Source organism: Janthinobacterium sp. 67, from assembly GCF_002797895.1.
Lineage (GTDB): Bacteria > Pseudomonadota > Gammaproteobacteria > Burkholderiales > Burkholderiaceae_D > Janthinobacterium.
Genome location: NZ_PGES01000001.1, coordinates 4,210,455 through 4,229,751, shown reverse-complemented (window position 1 = coordinate 4,229,751; position 19,297 = coordinate 4,210,455). Strand labels below are relative to the sequence as shown.

Below are 19,297 nucleotides of genomic sequence, written 5' to 3'. Positions count from 1 at the left end.
TGAAATACGTTTTGCTGAAAAAAAGGCAGCCCGAGGGCTGCCTTTCTTGATGCTGGTTCGCTGATTACAGCTTGCGCAGCTTCTGGATCGCTGCCAGCTGCGCAATCGCGCTGGCCAGCTCGGCTTGCGCTTGCGCGTAGTCGATGCCCGAATCCTTGTTGTGGATATTTTCTTCCGCCAACTTCTTCGCTTCCAGCGCTTTCGCTTCGTCGAGGTCGTGACCGCGGATCGCGGTATCGGCCAGGACGGTCACGGTATCCGGTTGCACTTCCAGCAGGCCGCCGGCGACGAAGACGAACTCTTCTTCTGCCTGGCCGACTACCTTGATGCGGACCGCGCCCGGACGGATGCGGGTAATCAAAGGCGTGTGGCGTGGGTAGATACCCAGCTCGCCCTGTTCACCCGGCAACGCGACGAATTCTGCTTCACCTGAAAAAATCAGTTCTTCAGCGGAAACCACGTCAACGTGAATTGTGTGTGCCATGTGTGTCCTATCGGGTTGAAGAACCCCGCCTTCTGAGGGGCGGGGTTAGGCCCAGACTTAACTTAGTTAAGTTTCTTGGCTTTTTCGATTGCTTCTTCGATCGTGCCGACCATGTAGAACGCTTGTTCCGGCAGGTGATCGAGTTCGCCCGAAGCGATCATTTTGAAGCCCTTGATCGTGTCTTTGAGCGAAACGTATTTACCAGGCGCGCCGGTAAAGACTTCAGCGACGTGGAAAGGCTGCGACAGGAAACGCTGCATCTTACGTGCGCGGGCGACCAGCAGTTTGTCTTCCGGTGCCAGCTCGTCCATACCCAGAATCGCGATAATGTCGCGCAATTCCTTGTAGCGTTGCAGGGTCGTTTGCACGGCACGCGCGGTGTCATAGTGCTCTTGACCAACGATCAACGGATCCAGCTGACGCGAGGTCGAATCCAGTGGGTCCACGGCTGGGTAGATACCCAGGGAAGCGATGTCACGCGACAGCGCAACGGTCGAATCCAAGTGAGCAAACGTGGTAGCAGGCGACGGATCGGTGTAATCATCGGCTGGAACGTAGACGGCCTGGATCGAGGTGATCGAACCGGTCTTGGTCGACGTAATACGCTCTTGCAGACGGCCCATTTCTTCAGCCAGGGTCGGTTGGTAACCCACAGCCGACGGCATACGACCCAGCAGTGCCGATACTTCGGTACCAGCCAGGGTAAAGCGGTAGATGTTGTCGACGAAGAACAGAACGTCCTTGCCTTCATCACGGAACGATTCAGCGATCGTCAGGCCGGTCAGCGCAACGCGCAGACGGTTACCTGGCGGTTCATTCATCTGACCGTAGACCATCGCGACTTTGGAGTTCTCCGGATTTTCCAGATCGACCACTTTCGCGTCAGCCATCTCGTGGTAGAAGTCGTTACCTTCACGAGTACGCTCACCAACACCGGCGAACACGGACACGCCGCTGTGCGCTTTGGCGATGTTGTTAATCAGTTCCATCATGTTCACGGTCTTGCCTACGCCAGCGCCGCCGAACAGACCCACTTTACCGCCTTTTGCAAACGGGCAAACCAAGTCGATCACCTTGATGCCGGTTTCCAGCAGTTCTTGCGATGGCGACAGTTCGTCGTATGCAGGAGCGGTGCGGTGGATCGACGCGATCTGCTCGTGCGACACGGGGCCGCATTCGTCGATCGGGTTGCCCAGCACGTCCATGATGCGACCCAGGGTTGCTTTACCGACTGGCACCATGATAGGTTTGCCGGTGTTCTGGATCATCATGCCGCGACGCAGGCCATCGGACGAACCGAGTGCAATGGTACGGACAATGCCGTCGCCCAACTGCTGTTGTACTTCCAGGGTCAGTTCCGAGCCTGCCATCTTCAAGGCATCAAATACCTTAGGCATCGCGTTGCGGGGAAACTCAACGTCCACCACAGCGCCGATACACTGAACGATTTTGCCATCAGCCATGTTCGTTCCTTCAATATAGTTAAATTCGTTTAAACCGCAGCCGCACCGGCGACGATTTCGGAGAGTTCTTTGGTAATCGCAGCTTGGCGGGTCTTGTTGTAGATCAGCTTCAATTCGCCGATCACACTACCCGCGTTGTCGCTTGCAGCTTTCATCGCGACCATCCGTGCCGATTGCTCGGACGCCAGATTCTCCGCGACTGCCTGGTACACCAGCGCTTCTACATAGCGCTCCAGCAATTCGTCGATGATGCTTTGTGCATCCGGCTCGTAGATGTAATCCCACGAGTGAGCGCTCTTGTCGACGACCATCTTGTCGGCCGTCAATGGCAGCAACTGTTCGACCACTGGTTCCTGCTTCATCGTGTTGATGAATTTGGTGTAGCACAGGTACACTGCGTCGAGCTTGCCAGCCTGGAACTCTTCGAGCATGACCTTGACAGGTCCGATCAATTTGTCCAGGTGGGGCGTATCACCAGTTTGAATGGCAGAGGCGACGATCTTGACGCCGATGCGATTCAAAAAACCCAAACCCTTGTTACCGATGGCAACTGCTTCAACCCGGTTGCCAGCTGCTTCCAGCTCGCGCGACTTCGACGTCACCTGGCGCAGGATGTTGGTGTTCATGCCGCCGCACAGACCCTTGTCGGTCGTGACAACGATGAAACCCACTGCCTTCGCTTGCGTACCCTGGGCAGCTGCCAGGAACGGGTGCGTGTATTCCGGATTGGCGGTCGCCAGATTGGCGGCGATATTCCGAATCTTGTCACTGTAGGGACGGGCGGCCCGCATCCGGTCTTGCGCCTTGCGCATTTTGGACGCGGCGACCATTTCCATCGCCTTGGTGATCTTCTTCGTATTCTCTACGCTCTTGATCTTGCCTCGTATCTCTTTGCTTGATGCCATGAGTCCTTACTCCTTCTGCGCGTAGGGCGGCGCCTCACTCGAGGTGGGCGCCGCCTGGCCGCTTAATATGCGCCGGATTTCTTGAAATCAGCAATGGCCGCCGACAGAGTTGCTTCGCTGTCTTTGTCGAGTTGCTTGGTTTCTTCGATCTTGGCCAGCAGAGCAGCTTGCTTGGTCTTCATGTAAGCGTGGACACCAGCTTCGAACGACAGCACTTGCTTGACTGGCACGTCGTCCATGAAGCCTTTGTTCACCGAGAACAGCGATACGGCCATCAGCGAGATCGACAGTGGCGAGTATTGGGCTTGCTTGAGCAATTCCGTTACGCGGGCACCACGGTCCAGCTGCTTGCGGGTCGACTCATCGAGGTCCGAAGCGAACTGCGCAAACGCGGCCAGTTCACGGTACTGCGCCAAGTCGGTACGGATACCGCCGGACAGGTTTTTGATGACCTTGGTCTGGGCGGCGCCACCGACGCGCGATACGGAAATACCGGCGTTAATTGCAGGACGGATACCGGCGTTGAACAGCGAGGTTTCCAGGAAGATCTGACCGTCGGTAATCGAAATCACGTTGGTTGGAACGAATGCGGACACGTCGCCAGCTTGCGTTTCAATGATCGGCAGTGCCGTCAGGGAACCGGTCTTGCCTTTGACGGCGCCGTCGGTGAACTTCTCGACGTAGTCGGCGTTCACGCGTGCTGCGCGTTCCAGCAGGCGGCTGTGCAGGTAGAACACGTCGCCTGGGTACGCTTCGCGACCTGGTGGACGGCGCAGCAGCAGCGAGATTTGACGGTATGCAACAGCTTGTTTGGACAGATCATCGTAGACGATCAGTGCATCTTCACCGCGGTCACGGAAGTATTCGCCCATGGCGCAACCGGAGTACGGCGAGATGTATTGCATGGCGGCCGATTCCGAAGCGGACGCGGCGACGACGATGGTGTATTCCATCGCGCCGTGCTGTTCCAGCGAGCGCACGATGTTCTTGATCGACGAGGCTTTTTGGCCAATCGCGACGTAGATACATTTCATGCCCTGGCCTTTTTGATTGATGATCGCATCAATCGCCACAGCCGACTTGCCGGTTTGACGGTCGCCGATGATCAGTTCGCGCTGGCCGCGGCCAACTGGAACCATCGCATCGATCGACTTCAGGCCGGTTTGCATCGGTTGCGAAACGGATTCACGGGCGATCACGCCCGGGGCGATTTTTTCAATCGCGGCCGTCAGTTTGGTTTCGATGGCGCCTTTGCCGTCGATCGGCTGGCCCAGCGCGTTGACAACGCGGCCAAGCAGCTCAGGACCGACTGGCACTTCCAGAATGCGGCCGGTGCATTTCACCGTGTCGCCTTCGGAGATGTGCTCGTAGGCACCCAGAATCACGGAACCGACGGAGTCGCGTTCCAGATTCATTGCCAGGCCAAACGTGTTGCCTGGGAATTCCAGCATCTCGCCTTGCATCACGTCCGACAAACCGTGGATGCGGCAGATACCGTCGGCGACGGAAATAACCGTGCCTTGATTACGCACTTCAGCGCCGCCGTCAAGACCTTGGATCCGGCTCTTGATCAACTCGCTGATTTCAGATGGGTTGAGTTGCATACTAACTCCTAAAAGTGTTTCTCTCAGCTTGCGCGAGGGGTAAGGGTCTGTCTAAGCTGGCCTGCCGAAGCGCGTGTCTTACGACACCAGTGCAGCGTGCAGTTGCTGCAACTTGGCGCGCACCGAGGTATCGAGCACCTGGTCGCCAACGACCACGCGCACGCCGCCGAGCAGCGATGGATCCACTGTGACGGCAGGGTTGAGCTTACGACTGAATTTCTTTTCCAGCGTTGCGACCAGCTCGGCCGTTTGGCCTTCGCTCAGATCGAAAGCGCTCGTGATCTCGGCGTCAGCCGCACCTTCCAGGCCATTTTTCAAGGCATGGAATTGCGCGCCGATTTCCGGCAGCAGGCTGATGCGGCCATTTTCGATCAACATCGTGACGAAGTTTTTCACTTCCTCATTGAGCGGCGATTTCAACAACGACAGGATGGTGGCGGCGACGTCGCTTTCCGAAACTTTCGGATTGCGCGCGTACGCCTGTACCTCGGGGTGGCTACCGATCTGTGCCAGTTCGGACACCAGTTCGGACCACGCCGCGAGGTTGCTTGACTCCTTACCAGCTTGGGCTACGCGGAACAAAGCTTCCGCGTAGGGACGGGCGACGGTTGCGAGTTCTGCCATGATTACAGCTCGACAGCAAGACGCTGCAACATTTCGGCGTGAGCCGTTGGGTTTACTTCACGCTTCAAGATCTGCTCGGCACCCTTGACAGCCAGGTCAGCCACCTGAGCGCGCAATTGTTCGCGTGCTTTCGACAGTTGCTGTTCGGCGTCCGACTGGGCTTGCGCAATGATACGCGCAGCTTCAGCTTGTGCATTTTGCTTGATCTCTTCAGCAACCAGCTGCGCGCGCTTTTCAGCGTCAGCAACGCGTTGCGACGCTTCTTCACGTGCACTGTTCAATGCCTCTTGCGCACGCTTTTCAGCGACTGCCATCGAAGCCTGACCTTGATCGGCCGCAGCCAATCCATCCGCGATTCGTTTGGCACGCTCATCCAGCGCGTTGTTCAGCGCTGGAAATACGAACTTCATCGAGAACCAGACCAACACCGCGAAGGTGATCATCTGGCCGATGAGCGACATATTGATGTCCATACCTTTGCTCCTAACTAAAAGTTTCTCCTAGGGTTGGAGCGAATTACTGAGCAACAGCCGTCAGAGCGGACAGGAACGGGTTAGCGAACGTGTACAGCAGAGCAACACCAACGCCGATCATCGAGATAGCATCCAGCAGACCAGCGATAACGAACAGTTTGGTTTGCAGTTGTGGCATCAGTTCTGGTTGACGTGCCGAAGCTTCCAGGAATTTGCCACCCAAGATAGCGAAGCCCAGAGCGGTGCCGATTGCGGCCAGGCCGATGATGATTGCTGCTGCCAGAACGGTCATGCTTTGTACTTGTGCGATCAGAGCTTGCATAAAATTCTCCTAAATTTAAAAACGAAAGATACTAAAAAAACAAAATATAAAGTTAATGATTAATGTTTCTCAACCGCGAGGCTCAGATACACAACCGTCAACGCCATAAACACAAAAGCTTGCAAAGTTACAATCAAGATATGGAAAATTGCCCATGGACCACCCAACGCCCACTGTGCCCACCAAGGCAACAACGCGATCAAGATGAAAATCAGTTCGCCGGCATACATATTGCCGAACAGTCGCAGCGACAGGGAGATCAGTTTTGCAACCAGCTCAACCATTTGCAGCAGGAAATTGACAGGTGCCAGGGCGATCGTGCCGATCAGGCCGCTCGCATGGAACGGTGCCGTGAACAGTTCCTTGATCCAGCCGCCCAGGCCCTTGGCCTTGATCGAGAAGGCGATCACGCACAGCACGACCGACAGCGACATGGCGAAGGTATGGTTGACGTCGGCGGTCGGCACGGCGCGCAGTTTATGCACGCCAAACCAGCTCAGAATCTTCGGCAACAGGTCAACCGGCAGGAAGTCCATCGCGTTCAGCAACCAGACCCACACAAAAATAGTGATGGCCAGCGGCGCGATGACCTTGCTTTTCGCGTGGAAGGCCCCATTAATAGTGTCATTGACGATTTCCATGACCATTTCGACGAAGTTTTGCAACTTGCCAGGGACACCAGCCGTCGCGCGGCGCGACGCCATATAGAAAACAGCCAGGAAAACAAAGCCCAGAATGGCCGAAATCCAGAACGTATCCAGATTGATCATGCCGTCGGCACTTCTCAGGTGGGCCAGATGGTGACTGATGTATTCTGTGGCGTTGGCCGGGGCAGCATGGCCCGCTTCGATAGCGTGTTCTGTGGTCATAATGAATTTAGATTTGTCGTTTCAGAGCTCAACAGGCCCCAAAACCAATGATTAAACAGCGAGCAATGAAAACCAGTATGCTAAGGTTGCCACCGCGAAACCCAAGATCAGCCATAACCAGGCGGCCGACTGAAACAACACCAGTGCCAATATAAACAGCACCGCTGTGATAAATATTTTCACCACTTCTGCGCGCAAATGCGCCCGGAATGCCTTATTGGCGTCGCTAGAACCGCGAACTACCAACAGGGCATACACCAGGCTACCGATGACTGCGATAGCGCCGCCGTATGCGGCGGACCAGCCTTTCACACTGCCACCGAAAAACAGGGTGATCGTGGCAAAACTGATAGCGATTGCTAGCTGCAAGGCAACTACTTTGTAGACTGGCTTGGCAATACTTTGTTGTGAATCACTCAATTGCCAAGTTCCCAGAAAAATCTACACACGCAAAGACACGGGATTATAGTTGGCTTTGATCTATAGAGTCAAACGTTGCTGCACCGCAGCAGGGCAATTGCTGCGTGAAACTGACGCTTTACCGACTATTCGCCGCCATTTGCACCACTATATGGCAAAGCCGCTTGTCTGGCCGCTCCCAGCCATGTTATCAAGGAATCACGTGGTGCATCCGGAAAGCATGGCCCGGTTGTCCACACCCGCATGGCCCCTGCCTTTGCAGCTTGCTATTTAACCACGCAAGCGGGTCAACAAACCATCCAATACGTCAAGATCGGCAAAATCGATCACCAATTGACCACGGCCCTTGTTGCCCATCTTGAACACCACGGGCGTGGCCAGCGCATCGGACAGCTCTTCTTCCAGGCGCGCGATGTCGCCGGACTTTTCCTTTTGCCGCGGTTCGACCGGGTTGGCCGCTTCCTCGAGCGTGCGGGTGACGAGCTTTTCCGTTTCGCGCACGGACAGGCGCTTGGCCACGACCTGGTTCGCCAGGGTAATCTGGCTGGCCGCATCGACGGCCAGCAGCGCGCGCGCGTGGCCCATGTCGATATCGCCGGCCATCAGCATGGTTTGCACGGGAGCTGCCAGGTTCATCAAACGCAACAGGTTCGACACGGCGCTGCGCGAGCGTCCCAGCGCAGTGGCCGCTTGCTCATGCGTAAAACTGAAGTCGGCGATCAGGCGATGGATGCCCTGCGCTTCTTCCAGCGGGTTCAGGTCTTCGCGCTGGATGTTCTCGATCAGCGCCATGGCCGCGGCGGCCAGGTCGTCGACGTCGCGCACCAGCACCGGCACTTCCGTCAGGCCGGCCAGTTGCGAAGCGCGGAAACGGCGTTCGCCGGCGATGATTTCATATTTGACAAGTCCGCTCAAGGTGTCTTGCCCGATCGGGCGCACCAGGATCGGCTGCATCAGCCCTTGCGCCTTGATCGAGGCGGCCAGTTCATTCAAGGCCCCCTCGTCCATGCGCGTGCGCGGCTGGTATTTGCCCGCTTGCATTTGTGACACGGGCAAGTTCGACGGTTGATTCGTGTCCGGACTGGCGAAGTCGCCACCGCCGCCGCCCAACAGGGCGTCGAGTCCGCGACCCAGTCCTTTTAATTTTTTCGTAGCCATGCTGTCCTAATTAACTAAGGGGTCAGACCCTCCGGGTCCGACCCCAGTATTTTTCTTGGGGTTGGCAGTTTTTCAGCCCAACCGCTAAAGCCGGGGTCAGACCCAAAGGGTCCGACCCCGATACTGCTGTTTACATATGTTTGATGCGTTCGACCATCTCGGCGCCGAAAGCGATATACGCCTGGGCGCCTTTCGAACTCGGGTCGAAGGTCACGCCGGGCAAGCCGTACGACGGCGCTTCGGCCAGGCGCACATTGCGCGGGATGATGGTATTGAACACCTTGTCGCCGAAGTGCTGTTCCAGCTGCGCCGACACTTGTTGCGATAATGTCATGCGCGGGTCGAACATCACGCGCAGCAAGCCGATGATCTTCAAGTCCGGGTTCAGATTGGCATGCACCTTCTTGATGGTGTTGACCAGGTCGGACAAGCCTTCCAGCGCGTAGTACTCGCACTGCATCGGGATGATCACGCCATGCGCGGCGCACAGGCCGTTCAGGGTCAGCATCGATAATGCCGGTGGGCAATCTACCAGGATGAAGTCGTATTCGCCATCCACTTCGGCCAGCGCATCCTTGAGGCGGCGTTCGCGGTTGTCCAGCTCGACCATCTCCACTTCCGCGCCGGCCAGCTCGCGGTTCGACGGCAAGACATCGAAGCGCCCCGCTTCCGAACGCTGGCGTGCCGTTTTGACATCGGACTCGCCCAGCATGACTTCATAGGTCGATGCCTTCAGGCCGGCCTTGTTGATGCCGGCGCCCATGGTCGCATTGCCCTGCGGGTCGAGGTCGACCAGCAGCACGCGCTGGTTCAACTTGGCCAGACCGGCGGAGAGGTTGACGCTTGTTGTGGTTTTACCAACACCACCCTTTTGATTTGCTACACAAAAAATTTTGGCCATGTATCTTCTAGTTGTAAAGAGATGCAAACTTCATCATGCGCCCCGGCATCATGCCGAAACGATTTATACTGTTTATTTCATTTATACGATATAAATCGTTTATACGGTTTATATAATTTATACCGTATAAACTGTTTATTTCATTTATACCGTTTAATTTTTCGGCTTTTAAATTCTTGCTATAAAGACCAGATGACGCTCTGCATTTAGCCCTGGTACCTGAATTGCGCGTAATTCCGTCACTTTCCAGTCTGCCGGCAGTCGCTCTCTCTCGTCTGGCGGCGCCACCCCTTTCAAGGCGATATATTGCCCGCCCTCGGCCAGCACATGGTTCGACCAGTTGACGAAGTCGGACAGGTCGGCAAAGGCGCGCGAGGTGATCACGTCGAATTTCTGCTGCACTTCCAGCTGTTCCACCCGTTTCGTGTACACGGTGACGTTGCTCAAGCCCAGTTCAGCCTTCACTTGCGTCAAAAAAGCCGTCTTTTTATGCACGGTGTCGATCATCGACACCTTCACGTCGGGCCGCGCGATGGCCAGGACCATGCCCGGCAAGCCGCCGCCGGCGCCCACGTCGAGCACGTTTTTCGCCTGCGCGAACGCCGGCACGGCGGCCAGCGAATCGAGCACGTGTAGGGTCAGCATCTGCATCGGATCGCGCACCGACGTCAGGTTGTACACGCTATTCCATTTGGCCAGCAAGGCCAGGTAATCGAGCAGTTTTTCCGTCTGATCCGCGCTCAGATCGAGCCCCAGCGCGGCGATGCCTTCATTCAAAATGGGGGCCAGTGCGGCCCGGTCAAACTGCTTCATTCAACAACCTCGTCCTTTAAAGTGGTGGTGTGCGCGGCGCCAAAACCGCGCTTTTTCAGGTGCACCAGCAGCAGCGAAATCGCCGCCGGTGTCACGCCGGAAATGCGCGATGCCTGGCCCAGGGTTTCCGGGCGCTGCTTGTCGAGTTTTTGCCGTACTTCGACCGACAGTGCGCCGATATCGAGGTAGTTGAAACCTTCGGGCAAGGCCAGGTTTTCATAGTGTTCGTGACGCTCGATTTCCTTGCTCTGGCGCTCGATGTAGCCCGCGTATTTGAGCTGGATTTCCACCTGTTCGCGCACGGCCGCATCCTCCACGCCGGGACCGGCCAGGGGCTGGCCTTCGATGCCCGTCATGCTCATCAGGGTGTCGTAGGCGACGTTCGGGCGGCGCAGCAAGTCCGCCAGCGAGTATTCGCGCTCGATGGCCTGGCCAACGATGCGTTCCGATTCGGCGGCCGCCAGGATGCGCGGGTTGACCCACGTGGAACGCAGGCGCTCGAGTTCCAGCGCCACCGCTTCACGCTTGGTCTCGAACGCTTGCCACTGGGCGTCGCCCACGCAGCCCAGAGCGCGGCCGATTTCCGTCAGGCGCATGTCGGCATTGTCTTCGCGCAGGCTCAAGCGGTACTCGGCGCGGCTGGTGAACATGCGGTACGGTTCCTGCACGCCCTGGGTGATCAGATCGTCGACCAGCACGCCCAGATAGGCCTCGGAGCGGCCCGGTACCCAGGCTTCCTTGTCCTGCGTCAGCAAGGCCGCATTCAGGCCCGCCAGCATGCCTTGCGCGGCCGCTTCTTCGTAGCCCGTGGTGCCGTTGATCTGGCCGGCGAAGAACAGGCCTGCGACGGCCTTCGTTTCCAGCGAGGCTTTCAAGCCGCGCGGGTCGAAATAATCGTATTCGATGGCGTAGCCAGGGCGCAGGATGTGGGCGTTTTCCATGCCCTTCATCGACTGCACCAGCGCGATCTGCACGTCGAATGGCAAGCTCGTGGAGATGCCGTTCGGATAGAACTCGTGCGTCGTCAAGCCTTCCGGCTCGAGGAAGATCTGGTGCGATTCCTTGCCCGAGAAACGGTGGATCTTGTCTTCGATGGAGGGGCAATAACGGGGGCCCACGCCTTCGATGACGCCCGTGTACATGGGGCTGCGGTCCAGGCCGGCACGGATGATGTCATGCGTCTGGCTATTCGTGTGCGTGACCCAGCACGGCACCTGGCGCGGGTGCATGGCCGTGTTGCCCATCACGGAGAATACAGGCACGGGATCGAGGTCGCCCGGTTGTTCCTGCATGACGGAAAAGTCGATCGTGCGGCCATCGATGCGCGGCGGCGTGCCCGTTTTCAAGCGGCCTTGCGGCAGCTTCAGCTCTTTCAATCGGGCCGACAGCGAGATGGCGGGAGGGTCGCCGGCGCGGCCAGCCGAGTAATTGTTCAGGCCGACATGGATCTTGCCGTCGAGGAAGGTACCGGCCGTCAGCACGACGGCGCGCGCAAGAAACTTCAAGCCGATCTGCGTTACGGCGCCAACCACGCGGTCGCCTTCGACGATCAAATCATCGACGGCTTGCTGGAACAGCCACAGATTCGGCTGGTTTTCCAGGCGCGTGCGGATGGCGGCCTTGTACAAAATACGGTCGGCCTGGGCGCGCGTGGCGCGGACTGCCGGGCCTTTCGAGGAGTTCAGGATGCGAAACTGGATGCCGGACTCGTCGGTGGCAATCGCCATCGCGCCGCCCATGGCATCGACTTCCTTGACCAGGTGGCCCTTGCCGATGCCACCGATGGAGGGGTTGCACGACATCTGGCCCAGCGTCTCAATATTATGCGTGAGCAATAGCGTCTTCTGCCCCATGCGGGCGGAAGCGAGGGCCGCCTCGGTGCCGGCGTGACCACCGCCGACAACGATGACGTCGAATTCTGTAGGAAATAACATGATAAATAGGTAACAGTGCAAGTAAAAATGCGGGAAGAGAGCTCCGATTATAGAGTCTTTTTGCAAGCGCAACCTTCCACGGGCCAATTTTTGCTTAATTTTTACTCAGCATGGGCCAGTCAACGACGATTTTTGTTTCACGTGGAACACGCAGCAGTGCCAGCAAAGCGCCCGCGACGGGGCTGCGGCGTCCTGCAATGTTTGCTACAATTGCCGCATCGTCCGCATCCGTGGCCACGCCTGTGGCCATCGTGACGATCATCCAGGAGGACGGCCTCCCCCATCATGGGAACACACCGGGACGGCCCGCTCTGTATATGGAGCCGCCATGGCCTGGATACTATTACTCATTGCCGGCATGCTTGAAGTCGTGTGGGCATACTCGATGAAACTCTCCGAGGGTTTCACCAAACTTACTCCCTCCGTCATTACCATCGTCATGATGATCGCCAGCTTCGGCTTGCTGTCACTGGCCATGCGCACCCTGCCCTTGGGCACGGCCTACACGATCTGGACCGGCATCGGCGCCGTCGGCGCCTTTATCGTCGGCATCGTTTTTCTGGGCGAGCAAGTCAACACCCTGCGCGTGTGCGCCGCCGTCCTCATCGTGTGCGGCATCGTGCTGATGAAACTGTCGTCCAGCCACTGAGAGGAATCCCCATGCTCCTCGAAAACTATTTTCCCGTTCTCCTGTTCATTCTGATCGGCATCCTCGTCGGCATCGTGCCCATGCTGCTGGGCCGCGCGCTCGGGCCGCACAAACCGGACCCACAAAAACTGTCGCCGTACGAATGCGGCTTCGAAGCATTTGGCGACGCGCGCATGAAGTTCGACGTCCGCTTCTATCTGGTCGCCATCCTGTTCATCCTGTTCGATATTGAAGTCATCTTTCTGATGCCGTGGGCGGCCAATGTCCATGCACTGGGCTTGCCCGGTTTCTGGGCCGTCATGGGCTTTCTCGCCGTGCTGACAATCGGACTCGTCTATGAGTGGAAAAAAGGCGCGCTGGACTGGGAGTAAGCGACGCATCTGGTTTCACGTGAAACAGGCGCGGGGCTGGAAAGCGGAGTAAGCTTGGCTTCTGTCCTTCTCGTCAGGAGTACGCATGTCCGCCTTCCAGTTCCGCACCGTGCCGCATCTGATCGTCGAACCGGGCGCCGCCGCCCAACTGGGCACGCACATCGCCCACCACTTCCCCACCGTCCGCCGCGCCCTGCTCGTCACCGACGCGGGTTTTTTACGCACGGGCCTGGCCGATGCTCCCTTGCACAGCTTGCAGGCTGCCGGCATCGAGGTCCACGTCTTTTCCGACGTGCAAGCCGATCCGCCCGAAGCCGTCGTGCTGACCGGCGTGGCCCAGGCGCAGATGTTTCACGTGGAACTGGTGATCGGCCTCGGTGGTGGCAGCTCGCTGGACGTGGCCAAACTGATCGCCGTGCTGGCGCCAGGCCACCAGGAACTGGCGCAACTGTATGGCATCGGCAACGTCCACGGTCAGCGCCTGCCCCTCGTGCAATTGCCGACCACGGCCGGCACGGGCTCGGAGGTGACGCACATCGCCATCGTCACCACGGGCGCCACCAACAAGATGGGCGTGGTCGCGCCGCAACTGTATGCGGACCTGGCCATCCTCGACGCCAGCCTGACCCTGGGCTTGCCTCCCGCCGTGACGGCCGCCACGGGCATCGACGCCATGGTGCATGCGATCGAAGCGTACACCAGCCGCCTGCTGAAAAATCCCTTGTCCGACATGCTGGCCACGCAGGCGTTGTCGCTGCTGTCGAGCAACCTGGTCACGGCCTGCCGCGATGGCGCCAACGTGTCGGCGCGCCAAGCCATGCTGCTGGGCGCCATGCTGGCCGGCCAGGCCTTTGCCAACGCGCCCGTGGCCGCCGTGCACGCGCTCGCCTATCCCATCGGTGGACTGTTCCACGTGCCACACGGCTTGTCGAATGCGCTGGTGCTGCCGCACGTACTGCGTTTTAATCTGTCCCATGCGGCGCCCCTGTATGCGCAACTGGCGACCATCCTGCAGCCCGGCATCGCGGGCAGCGAGGAAGCGCGGGCCATGGCCCTGATCGAGGCTATGCAGGAGATTGCCGTGGCCACCGGCATCGCGCGCACCTTGCGCGAAGTGGGTATCGTGGCCAGCGACCTGGACCGGCTGGCCGACGAAGCCATGCTGCAGACGCGCTTGCTGGGAAACAATCCCCGTCCCGTCACGCGCAGCGATGCGCGCGCCATCTATGCGGCCGCACTGTGAGCCAGCAGACGGAGTCCGCCACCCCACCCTGCTACACTGCCGCCATGACGCCTCCCGACATCCCCATCCATCCTGACAGCACCCACTTTCCGCACGGTGCCTGTGCCGGCTGCCACGACAGCGCGCCGTTGCCGTTTGCCTTCGAGTATGCCTATCAGCCCATTGTCGACCTGGCCACCCGCAGCATCTATGCGCACGAGGCGCTGGTGCGCGGCCCCAACGGCGAAAGCGCGGCCAGCGTGCTGGCGCAAGTCAACGACGACAACCGCTACCGCTTCGACCAGGCTTGCCGCGTCAAGGCCGTGGCCGGCGCCGCCAGGCTGGGCATGCAGGGCTTTCTATCGATCAACTTCCTGCCCAACGCCGTCTACCGTCCCGAAGTGTGCATCCGCAGCACCCTGGAAGCGGCCAGGCTGCATCACTTCCCCACCGATAAAATCATCTTTGAAGTGACGGAAGGCGAACGGGTGCAAGACCGGCCCCACCTGGTCGAAATCTTCCGCGCCTACCGGCGCTTCGGTTTCCAGACGGCCATCGATGATTTCGGCGCCGGCTATGCGGGTTTGAACTTGCTGGCCGAATACCAGCCCGACATCATCAAGATCGACATGGACCTGGTGCGCGGCATCGATACGCACACGCCGCGCCAGGCCATCGTGCGGGCCATCGCCAGCCTGTGCCATGAACTCGGTATCCGCGTGCTGGCCGAAGGCATCGAGACAAGCGCCGAGCGCGACTTTCTTGCCAGCTGCGGCATCTCGCTGATGCAAGGCTACTGGTTTTCCAGGCCCGTGTTCCAGGGACTGGGCTGCATCGCCGAGTCGGCCTGGGAATAAAAACGGCCACGTAAAACGTGGCCGCAGCATCCACAGGCAAGACAGCCTAGTTGGGAATATCGACGACAGTGCCCGTCACGCTGATGACATTGCCGGGCGCGGGCGCCGTGGCGATCGCCGGCACATTGACGTTCGTGATCAGGGTCGAAGCATCGGCGCGCGTCACCGTGCGCACCACTTGCGATGGCGGCAAGGCTTGCTTGGCATTCAAGTGCGCATACATGGCGTCCAGCGCCCGGTTCAGGTACACGTGCAGCGGCACGATCAAGGTCGGCAAGGCGTTGCTGAAGGAATCGAAGTGGTTGGCGTTCGTCACCTCGATATAGCGCAACTGGCTGTTCCCTTCCACGGCGGCGTTCAGGCCCAGATAGGCGCGCGAAGCGTGATTGACGGGAATCAGGGTGTCGCTGCGCCCGTGCAGGATGATGGCCGGCTTGCCGTTCAGTTTGCCGCTGGCCGCGACCTCGGCCACGCCTGCCCGCACGCGCACGCTTTGCGCCGCCAATGTCCCCTGCAAGTTGGCGCCGCTGACGGTGTCGCGTCCCGTCGCCAGGCTGCGCAAACACAGGAAGCCGTCGAGCGACTGGTCCGCCAGGCTGCTCGACGGCGACACGCCGGCCGTGTAGACCTTGGCGCCACCCACGCTGTTCTCGTACACGACATTGCCGAGGATACCGTTCTGCGCGGCAAAGCTGGCCGCCTTCTGCGTCGAGGTAAACGCGATCGGATTGCCGCCGGCATCCGTCTGCGCAAACGTGAAACCGCACACTTTATCGGTCACGGAAAATTTTCCGTAGGCATACGCATAGGTGACGGCCACGAGGATGTTCGTGCCCGCGTGCGCCGCCTGCAAGGGATCGGAGTCGGGCAACCAGCCATACGCGCGCAAGCGCTGCTTCGCGTCCGCCTGCTGCGCGGCCAGGTCGGCGCCGTTCAACAAGCCCTTGGCCACCAGCGCCGTGCAGCGTCCCGCATTGCCTGCCACGGAAGCGATGCACGGCTGATACAGGGCCGCATAGGTGGCGTAGTCGAACAGCGCACGGCCGGGATTGGCCACCACCGCCCCGCCCTGGCGCACGGTGTAGGCGCCCGACGCCGCCGGCTGGATTTGCGGCTCGCTGGCCGCCACGCCGCTGATCAAGCCCTTGCTATCCTGTTCCGCCGCCAGCAAGGCCGAGCCGGCGCCATTGGAAATGCTCGAAGCGATCGTGATGGTGTTCTTCGGCGTCAGCCGCACGACGCGCGAACTGCCGTCGCGGGCCAGCACGCCGTAGCGCTCGTTCAACACGTAATACGCCATCTCGACGGCCTGCAAGGTGACCTTGCCCCAGTCCTTCTCGGGATTTTGCTGCGAGTGCGCATGCTTGAAAGCAATGCGGTTCGGATTGCTGCCCGCCCAGGCCAGCCGCTCGGCGTCGCTCAGGTCCGGCGCGAAAATGGCGTTTTTACCGGCGGCTACCCTGCCCGCACGCACGCCATTTTGCAGGTTGACGCTGTCGTCCTCGAACACGTACAGGCCCGTGCCGGAACCCTTGTCCGCATACGCCACGGCGCAACCCTTTTTGAGGCCCCATTCACCCGAGCTGCCGATGGCGCCGTAGATGCCGCGCGAGCCGCTCGACGTGCCCGTGACGATGCATGCGCGGTCGGGGTCGAAGCTGGCCGGCACCTGCACCATCAGGGTGACGTTCTTCTTGCCCGTGCCATCGTCGGCATAGGCGATGTATTCGCTGCCCGCGACGAGGCCCTCGCCCGTGCCCACGTTCCCGGACGCATCCACGTTCGGTCCGTACAAGGTGCCGTAGCCGCTGTTGGCGGCAATGTCGAGCACGGCGCGGTAATTGGCATAGATGGCGTTGCGGCGCAGTTCGAGCGGCGTCGGCTGCTCCGCGTTTGCATACGCGGGCGCGGCGCCGGCCAGCCCCGTCTTGCCCAGGCCGGCCGTCAGCAGATCGTTCGTCTTGCCGTCGTAGTCGGCGCGCGTGATGGTACCCAGATAGCCGGGCATCTGGTTCAGTTCTTCCGGCGCATGGTTGCTGCCGCAGGCTGCCAATGCCAGCAAGGTGCACAGACTGCTCCCCGCGCGCGTGATCGTCATTTGCATGGTGGTACTCTCCGTTGAAGTAACAGTGGACGCACAATGAAAAACGCCGGACGATCCGTCCGGCGTTGCTTGAAAATCAGACAGCGGCTTTGGCAGCCCTGCCACCGAAGCGCGCGATGGCTTCGCCGACGATGCCGCGCCGGAACAGCAGCACGCAGATGACGAAGATCACGCCCGTGACCATGCCCACCGACTCGCCCAGGGTGCCGAACCACTCGATGCCCGTGTGCGTGGCCAGATAGGTGCCGACGTCGCCCAGCTTGTTTTCCAGCGCGATGATCAGCACGGCGCCAAGGATGGGGCCGGCCAAGGTCCCCATGCCGCCCACCAGGGTCATCAGCACGACCAGGCCCGACATGCCCCAATACACATCGGTGAGGGTTTCAAAGCCCAGCACCAGCGTCTTGGTGGCGCCAGCCAGTGCGGCCAGAGAAGCGGACAGCACGATGGCCATCAGCTTGTACTTGTTGACGTCGTAGCCGAGCGAGATGGCGCGCGGTTCGTTTTCCTTGATCGCCTTGAGCACTTGGCCGAACGGCGAGTGGATGGTGCGCACGATCAGGGCGAAGCCGGCGATGAAGATGGCCAGCACGACGTAGTACAGGACGGTGTCATTGCCCAGGTCTATCGTACCCAGCAAGGTTCCACGTGGAACACCCTGCAAGCCATCCTCGCCGCCCGTAAAGGGCAGGCGCAAGGCCAGGAAGTACACCATCTGCGCCAGCGCCAGGGTGATCATCGTAAAGTAGATGCCCTGGCGGCGGATCGCCAGCCCGCCGATCACGAGGCCCAGCAAGGCGCCCGTGACGACGCCGGCCAGCAAGCCCAGTTCCGTCGGCCAGCCCCAGGTGCGCAGCGCATAGCCGGTGACATAGCCGGCGCCGCCAAAGAAGGCCGCATGGCCGAACGACAGCAAGCCCGTATAGCCGATCAGCAAGTTGAACGCGCAGGCAAACAGGGCAAAGCACAGCAACTTCATCAGGAAGACGGGATAGCCGTAAAACGGGGCCGCCAACGCCAGCAGCAAGGCAATGGCGTAGCCTACATTCTTATTCATCGTGGTAGCTCCAATACATGACTGATGAGGATTACTTTTCTTTGCCGAACAGGCCGGCGGGACGCAGCAGCAGCACGATGACCATCACCACGAACACCACGGTGGCCGAGCCTTCCGGGTAGAACACGCGGGTCAGGCCCTCGATCACGCCCAGGCCCAGGCCCGTCAGGATGGAGCCCATGATGGAACCCATGCCGCCGATCACCACCACGGCAAACACGACGATGATCAGGTTCGAGCCCATCAGCGGCGAGACCTGGATGATGGGCGCGGCCAGCACGCCAGCGAAACCGGCCAGGGCCACGCCGAAGCCGAACGTCAGGGTGACCATCAGCGGCACGTTGATGCCGAACGCTTCCACCAGTTTCGGGTTTTCCGTGCCGGCCCGCAGGTAGGCGCCCAACTTGGTTTTTTCGATGACGAACCAGGTGGCCAGGCAGACGGTGAGCGACACGATCACGACCCAGGCGCGGTAGTTCGGCAGGATCATGAAACCGAGGTCCGTCGCGCCGGCCAGCGCTTCGGGCACGGCATACGGCTGTCCCGAGACGCCATAGAAGGAGCGGAACACGCCTTCCATGATCAGGGTGATGCCGAAGGTCAGCAGCAAGCCGTACAGGTGGTCGAGTTTATACAGCCAGCGCAGCATGGTCTTTTCGATCAGGATGCCGACCAGGCCGACGAGAATCGGGGCGATGACCAGCATGGCCCAGTAACTGATGTCGAAATAGCTGAGACCCATCCAGGCCAGGAAGGCGCCCATCATGTACATGGCGCCGTGCGAGAAATTAATAACGTTGAGCAAGCCGAAGATGACGGCCAGACCGAGGGACAACATGGCATAGAACGAGCCGTTGACGAGACCCAGCAGCAGCTGGCTCATCATTGCTGGTAATGGAACGCCGAAAATTTCCATGGCATCACAGTATAAAAAGCACCGCCGGGTAGCGGTGTGGTATCAAGGGAAACGCGCCACCGCCAACGGAGGCGGCGGCGCAAGGCGCACCCTGCGCGCCGGGCTGATGGCGCGCAGGACAGACCACCCGCGCGCAGGCGGGCAATCCGCA

Annotated in this window: 21 protein-coding genes; 4 read left to right on the top strand and 17 right to left on the bottom strand. The window is 59.7% G+C overall.

What is annotated here, in order from left to right:
• Positions 1-64: 64 nt before the first annotated feature.
• The 14 genes from CLU90_RS18925 to CLU90_RS29385 all read right to left on the bottom strand — a co-directional run bounded on the left by CLU90_RS18925 (position 65) and on the right by CLU90_RS29385 (position 12,232).
• The gene (locus tag CLU90_RS18925; protein ID WP_077398374.1) at positions 65-484 is read right to left on the bottom strand and encodes a F0F1 ATP synthase subunit epsilon; all 420 of its coding nucleotides are present in this window, start codon (positions 482-484) and stop codon (positions 65-67) included.
• Positions 485-546: 62 nt separating this feature from the next.
• Positions 547-1,947, bottom strand: a complete 1,401-nt coding sequence (atpD, locus tag CLU90_RS18920; RefSeq protein ID WP_034752705.1) for a F0F1 ATP synthase subunit beta — start codon at positions 1,945-1,947, stop codon at positions 547-549.
• A gap of 29 nt (positions 1,948-1,976) precedes the next feature.
• A complete protein-coding gene (gene atpG, locus CLU90_RS18915) occupies positions 1,977-2,852 on the bottom strand; it encodes a F0F1 ATP synthase subunit gamma (RefSeq protein ID WP_100428665.1) in 876 nt (291 codons plus the stop codon).
• Between the two features lie 62 nt (positions 2,853-2,914).
• Positions 2,915-4,456, bottom strand: coding sequence for a F0F1 ATP synthase subunit alpha (gene atpA, locus CLU90_RS18910; RefSeq protein WP_034752701.1), 1,542 nt, complete (start codon positions 4,454-4,456; stop codon positions 2,915-2,917).
• Between the two features lie 78 nt (positions 4,457-4,534).
• Positions 4,535-5,080, bottom strand: coding sequence for a F0F1 ATP synthase subunit delta (locus CLU90_RS18905; RefSeq protein WP_034752699.1), 546 nt, complete (start codon positions 5,078-5,080; stop codon positions 4,535-4,537).
• 2 nt (positions 5,081-5,082) lie between these two features.
• Positions 5,083-5,553 (bottom strand): F0F1 ATP synthase subunit B, encoded by a 471-nt coding sequence (locus tag CLU90_RS18900; RefSeq protein WP_071325906.1) that lies wholly within the window; start codon positions 5,551-5,553, stop codon positions 5,083-5,085.
• A 43-nt stretch (positions 5,554-5,596) separates the two neighbouring features.
• The gene (gene atpE, locus CLU90_RS18895; RefSeq protein WP_034752695.1) at positions 5,597-5,875 is read right to left on the bottom strand and encodes a F0F1 ATP synthase subunit C; all 279 of its coding nucleotides are present in this window, start codon (positions 5,873-5,875) and stop codon (positions 5,597-5,599) included.
• 59 nt (positions 5,876-5,934) lie between these two features.
• Positions 5,935-6,744 carry a F0F1 ATP synthase subunit A gene (gene atpB, locus CLU90_RS18890; protein WP_046681851.1) on the bottom strand — a complete coding sequence of 270 codons (810 nt, stop codon included), beginning with the start codon at positions 6,742-6,744 and terminating at the stop codon, positions 5,935-5,937.
• A 51-nt stretch (positions 6,745-6,795) separates the two neighbouring features.
• Positions 6,796-7,164: an ATP synthase subunit I gene (locus tag CLU90_RS18885; RefSeq protein WP_100428664.1), complete on the bottom strand. Its 369-nt coding sequence runs from the start codon at positions 7,162-7,164 to the stop codon at positions 6,796-6,798.
• Positions 7,165-7,434: 270 nt separating this feature from the next.
• Entirely contained in the window at positions 7,435-8,322 is an 888-nt protein-coding gene (locus CLU90_RS18880; protein WP_092713191.1) for a ParB/RepB/Spo0J family partition protein, read from the bottom strand.
• A gap of 130 nt (positions 8,323-8,452) precedes the next feature.
• Positions 8,453-9,223: a ParA family protein gene (locus tag CLU90_RS18875; protein ID WP_034752687.1), complete on the bottom strand. Its 771-nt coding sequence runs from the start codon at positions 9,221-9,223 to the stop codon at positions 8,453-8,455.
• A 168-nt stretch (positions 9,224-9,391) separates the two neighbouring features.
• Positions 9,392-10,036, bottom strand: coding sequence for a 16S rRNA (guanine(527)-N(7))-methyltransferase RsmG (gene rsmG, locus CLU90_RS18870; protein WP_100428663.1), 645 nt, complete (start codon positions 10,034-10,036; stop codon positions 9,392-9,394).
• On the bottom strand, positions 10,033-11,970 hold the full coding sequence (gene mnmG, locus CLU90_RS18865) for a tRNA uridine-5-carboxymethylaminomethyl(34) synthesis enzyme MnmG (protein WP_100428662.1): 1,938 nt from the start codon (positions 11,968-11,970) through the stop codon (positions 10,033-10,035). Before mnmG ends, rsmG begins: the two co-directional genes overlap by 4 nt.
• Before the next feature lie 94 nt (positions 11,971-12,064).
• Positions 12,065-12,232, bottom strand: coding sequence for a hypothetical protein (locus CLU90_RS29385; RefSeq protein WP_157808858.1), 168 nt, complete (start codon positions 12,230-12,232; stop codon positions 12,065-12,067).
• 66 nt (positions 12,233-12,298) lie between these two features.
• Between CLU90_RS29385 and sugE the strand changes: the two genes are divergently transcribed.
• From sugE to CLU90_RS18845, 4 genes are all read left to right on the top strand, one after another.
• Positions 12,299-12,619, top strand: a complete 321-nt coding sequence (gene sugE / locus CLU90_RS18860; RefSeq protein ID WP_100428661.1) for a quaternary ammonium compound efflux SMR transporter SugE — start codon at positions 12,299-12,301, stop codon at positions 12,617-12,619.
• Between the two features lie 11 nt (positions 12,620-12,630).
• The gene (locus CLU90_RS18855) at positions 12,631-12,990 is read left to right on the top strand and encodes an NADH-quinone oxidoreductase subunit A (RefSeq protein WP_092713183.1); all 360 of its coding nucleotides are present in this window, start codon (positions 12,631-12,633) and stop codon (positions 12,988-12,990) included.
• Positions 12,991-13,075: 85 nt separating this feature from the next.
• Positions 13,076-14,233, top strand: a complete 1,158-nt coding sequence (locus CLU90_RS18850; RefSeq protein WP_100428660.1) for an iron-containing alcohol dehydrogenase — start codon at positions 13,076-13,078, stop codon at positions 14,231-14,233.
• A 44-nt stretch (positions 14,234-14,277) separates the two neighbouring features.
• Positions 14,278-15,069 carry an EAL domain-containing protein gene (locus CLU90_RS18845; protein ID WP_100428659.1) on the top strand — a complete coding sequence of 264 codons (792 nt, stop codon included), beginning with the start codon at positions 14,278-14,280 and terminating at the stop codon, positions 15,067-15,069.
• A 46-nt stretch (positions 15,070-15,115) separates the two neighbouring features.
• Here CLU90_RS18845 and CLU90_RS18840 read toward each other — a convergent pair whose 3' ends face one another.
• The 3 genes from CLU90_RS18840 to CLU90_RS18830 form a co-directional block, all read right to left on the bottom strand.
• Positions 15,116-17,173, bottom strand: coding sequence for a 3-hydroxybutyrate oligomer hydrolase family protein (locus CLU90_RS18840; RefSeq protein WP_100428658.1), 2,058 nt, complete (start codon positions 17,171-17,173; stop codon positions 15,116-15,118).
• A 76-nt stretch (positions 17,174-17,249) separates the two neighbouring features.
• Positions 17,250-18,230: a branched-chain amino acid ABC transporter permease gene (locus CLU90_RS18835; protein ID WP_092713175.1), complete on the bottom strand. Its 981-nt coding sequence runs from the start codon at positions 18,228-18,230 to the stop codon at positions 17,250-17,252.
• Positions 18,231-18,261: 31 nt separating this feature from the next.
• Positions 18,262-19,146 carry a branched-chain amino acid ABC transporter permease gene (locus CLU90_RS18830; RefSeq protein WP_092713173.1) on the bottom strand — a complete coding sequence of 295 codons (885 nt, stop codon included), beginning with the start codon at positions 19,144-19,146 and terminating at the stop codon, positions 18,262-18,264.
• Positions 19,147-19,297 lie beyond the last annotated feature (151 nt).

Coding starts and splice junctions, on each gene's coding strand:
- CLU90_RS18925 (WP_077398374.1), bottom strand. CDS start 484: ATGGCACACACAATTCACGTTGACGTGGTTTCCGCTGAAGAACTGATT.
- atpD (WP_034752705.1), bottom strand. CDS start 1,947: ATGGCTGATGGCAAAATCGTTCAGTGTATCGGCGCTGTGGTGGACGTT.
- atpG (WP_100428665.1), bottom strand. CDS start 2,852: ATGGCATCAAGCAAAGAGATACGAGGCAAGATCAAGAGCGTAGAGAAT.
- atpA (WP_034752701.1), bottom strand. CDS start 4,456: ATGCAACTCAACCCATCTGAAATCAGCGAGTTGATCAAGAGCCGGATC.
- CLU90_RS18905 (WP_034752699.1), bottom strand. CDS start 5,080: ATGGCAGAACTCGCAACCGTCGCCCGTCCCTACGCGGAAGCTTTGTTC.
- CLU90_RS18900 (WP_071325906.1), bottom strand. CDS start 5,553: ATGGACATCAATATGTCGCTCATCGGCCAGATGATCACCTTCGCGGTG.
- atpE (WP_034752695.1), bottom strand. CDS start 5,875: ATGCAAGCTCTGATCGCACAAGTACAAAGCATGACCGTTCTGGCAGCA.
- atpB (WP_046681851.1), bottom strand. CDS start 6,744: ATGACCACAGAACACGCTATCGAAGCGGGCCATGCTGCCCCGGCCAAC.
- CLU90_RS18880 (WP_092713191.1), bottom strand. CDS start 8,322: ATGGCTACGAAAAAATTAAAAGGACTGGGTCGCGGACTCGACGCCCTG.
- CLU90_RS18875 (WP_034752687.1), bottom strand. CDS start 9,223: ATGGCCAAAATTTTTTGTGTAGCAAATCAAAAGGGTGGTGTTGGTAAA.
- rsmG (WP_100428663.1), bottom strand. CDS start 10,036: ATGAAGCAGTTTGACCGGGCCGCACTGGCCCCCATTTTGAATGAAGGC.
- mnmG (WP_100428662.1), bottom strand. CDS start 11,970: ATGTTATTTCCTACAGAATTCGACGTCATCGTTGTCGGCGGTGGTCAC.
- CLU90_RS29385 (WP_157808858.1), bottom strand. CDS start 12,232: ATGATCGTCACGATGGCCACAGGCGTGGCCACGGATGCGGACGATGCG.
- sugE (WP_100428661.1), top strand. CDS start 12,299: ATGGCCTGGATACTATTACTCATTGCCGGCATGCTTGAAGTCGTGTGG.
- CLU90_RS18855 (WP_092713183.1), top strand. CDS start 12,631: ATGCTCCTCGAAAACTATTTTCCCGTTCTCCTGTTCATTCTGATCGGC.
- CLU90_RS18850 (WP_100428660.1), top strand. CDS start 13,076: ATGTCCGCCTTCCAGTTCCGCACCGTGCCGCATCTGATCGTCGAACCG.
- CLU90_RS18845 (WP_100428659.1), top strand. CDS start 14,278: ATGACGCCTCCCGACATCCCCATCCATCCTGACAGCACCCACTTTCCG.
- CLU90_RS18840 (WP_100428658.1), bottom strand. CDS start 17,173: ATGCAAATGACGATCACGCGCGCGGGGAGCAGTCTGTGCACCTTGCTG.
- CLU90_RS18835 (WP_092713175.1), bottom strand. CDS start 18,230: ATGAATAAGAATGTAGGCTACGCCATTGCCTTGCTGCTGGCGTTGGCG.
- CLU90_RS18830 (WP_092713173.1), bottom strand. CDS start 19,146: ATGGAAATTTTCGGCGTTCCATTACCAGCAATGATGAGCCAGCTGCTG.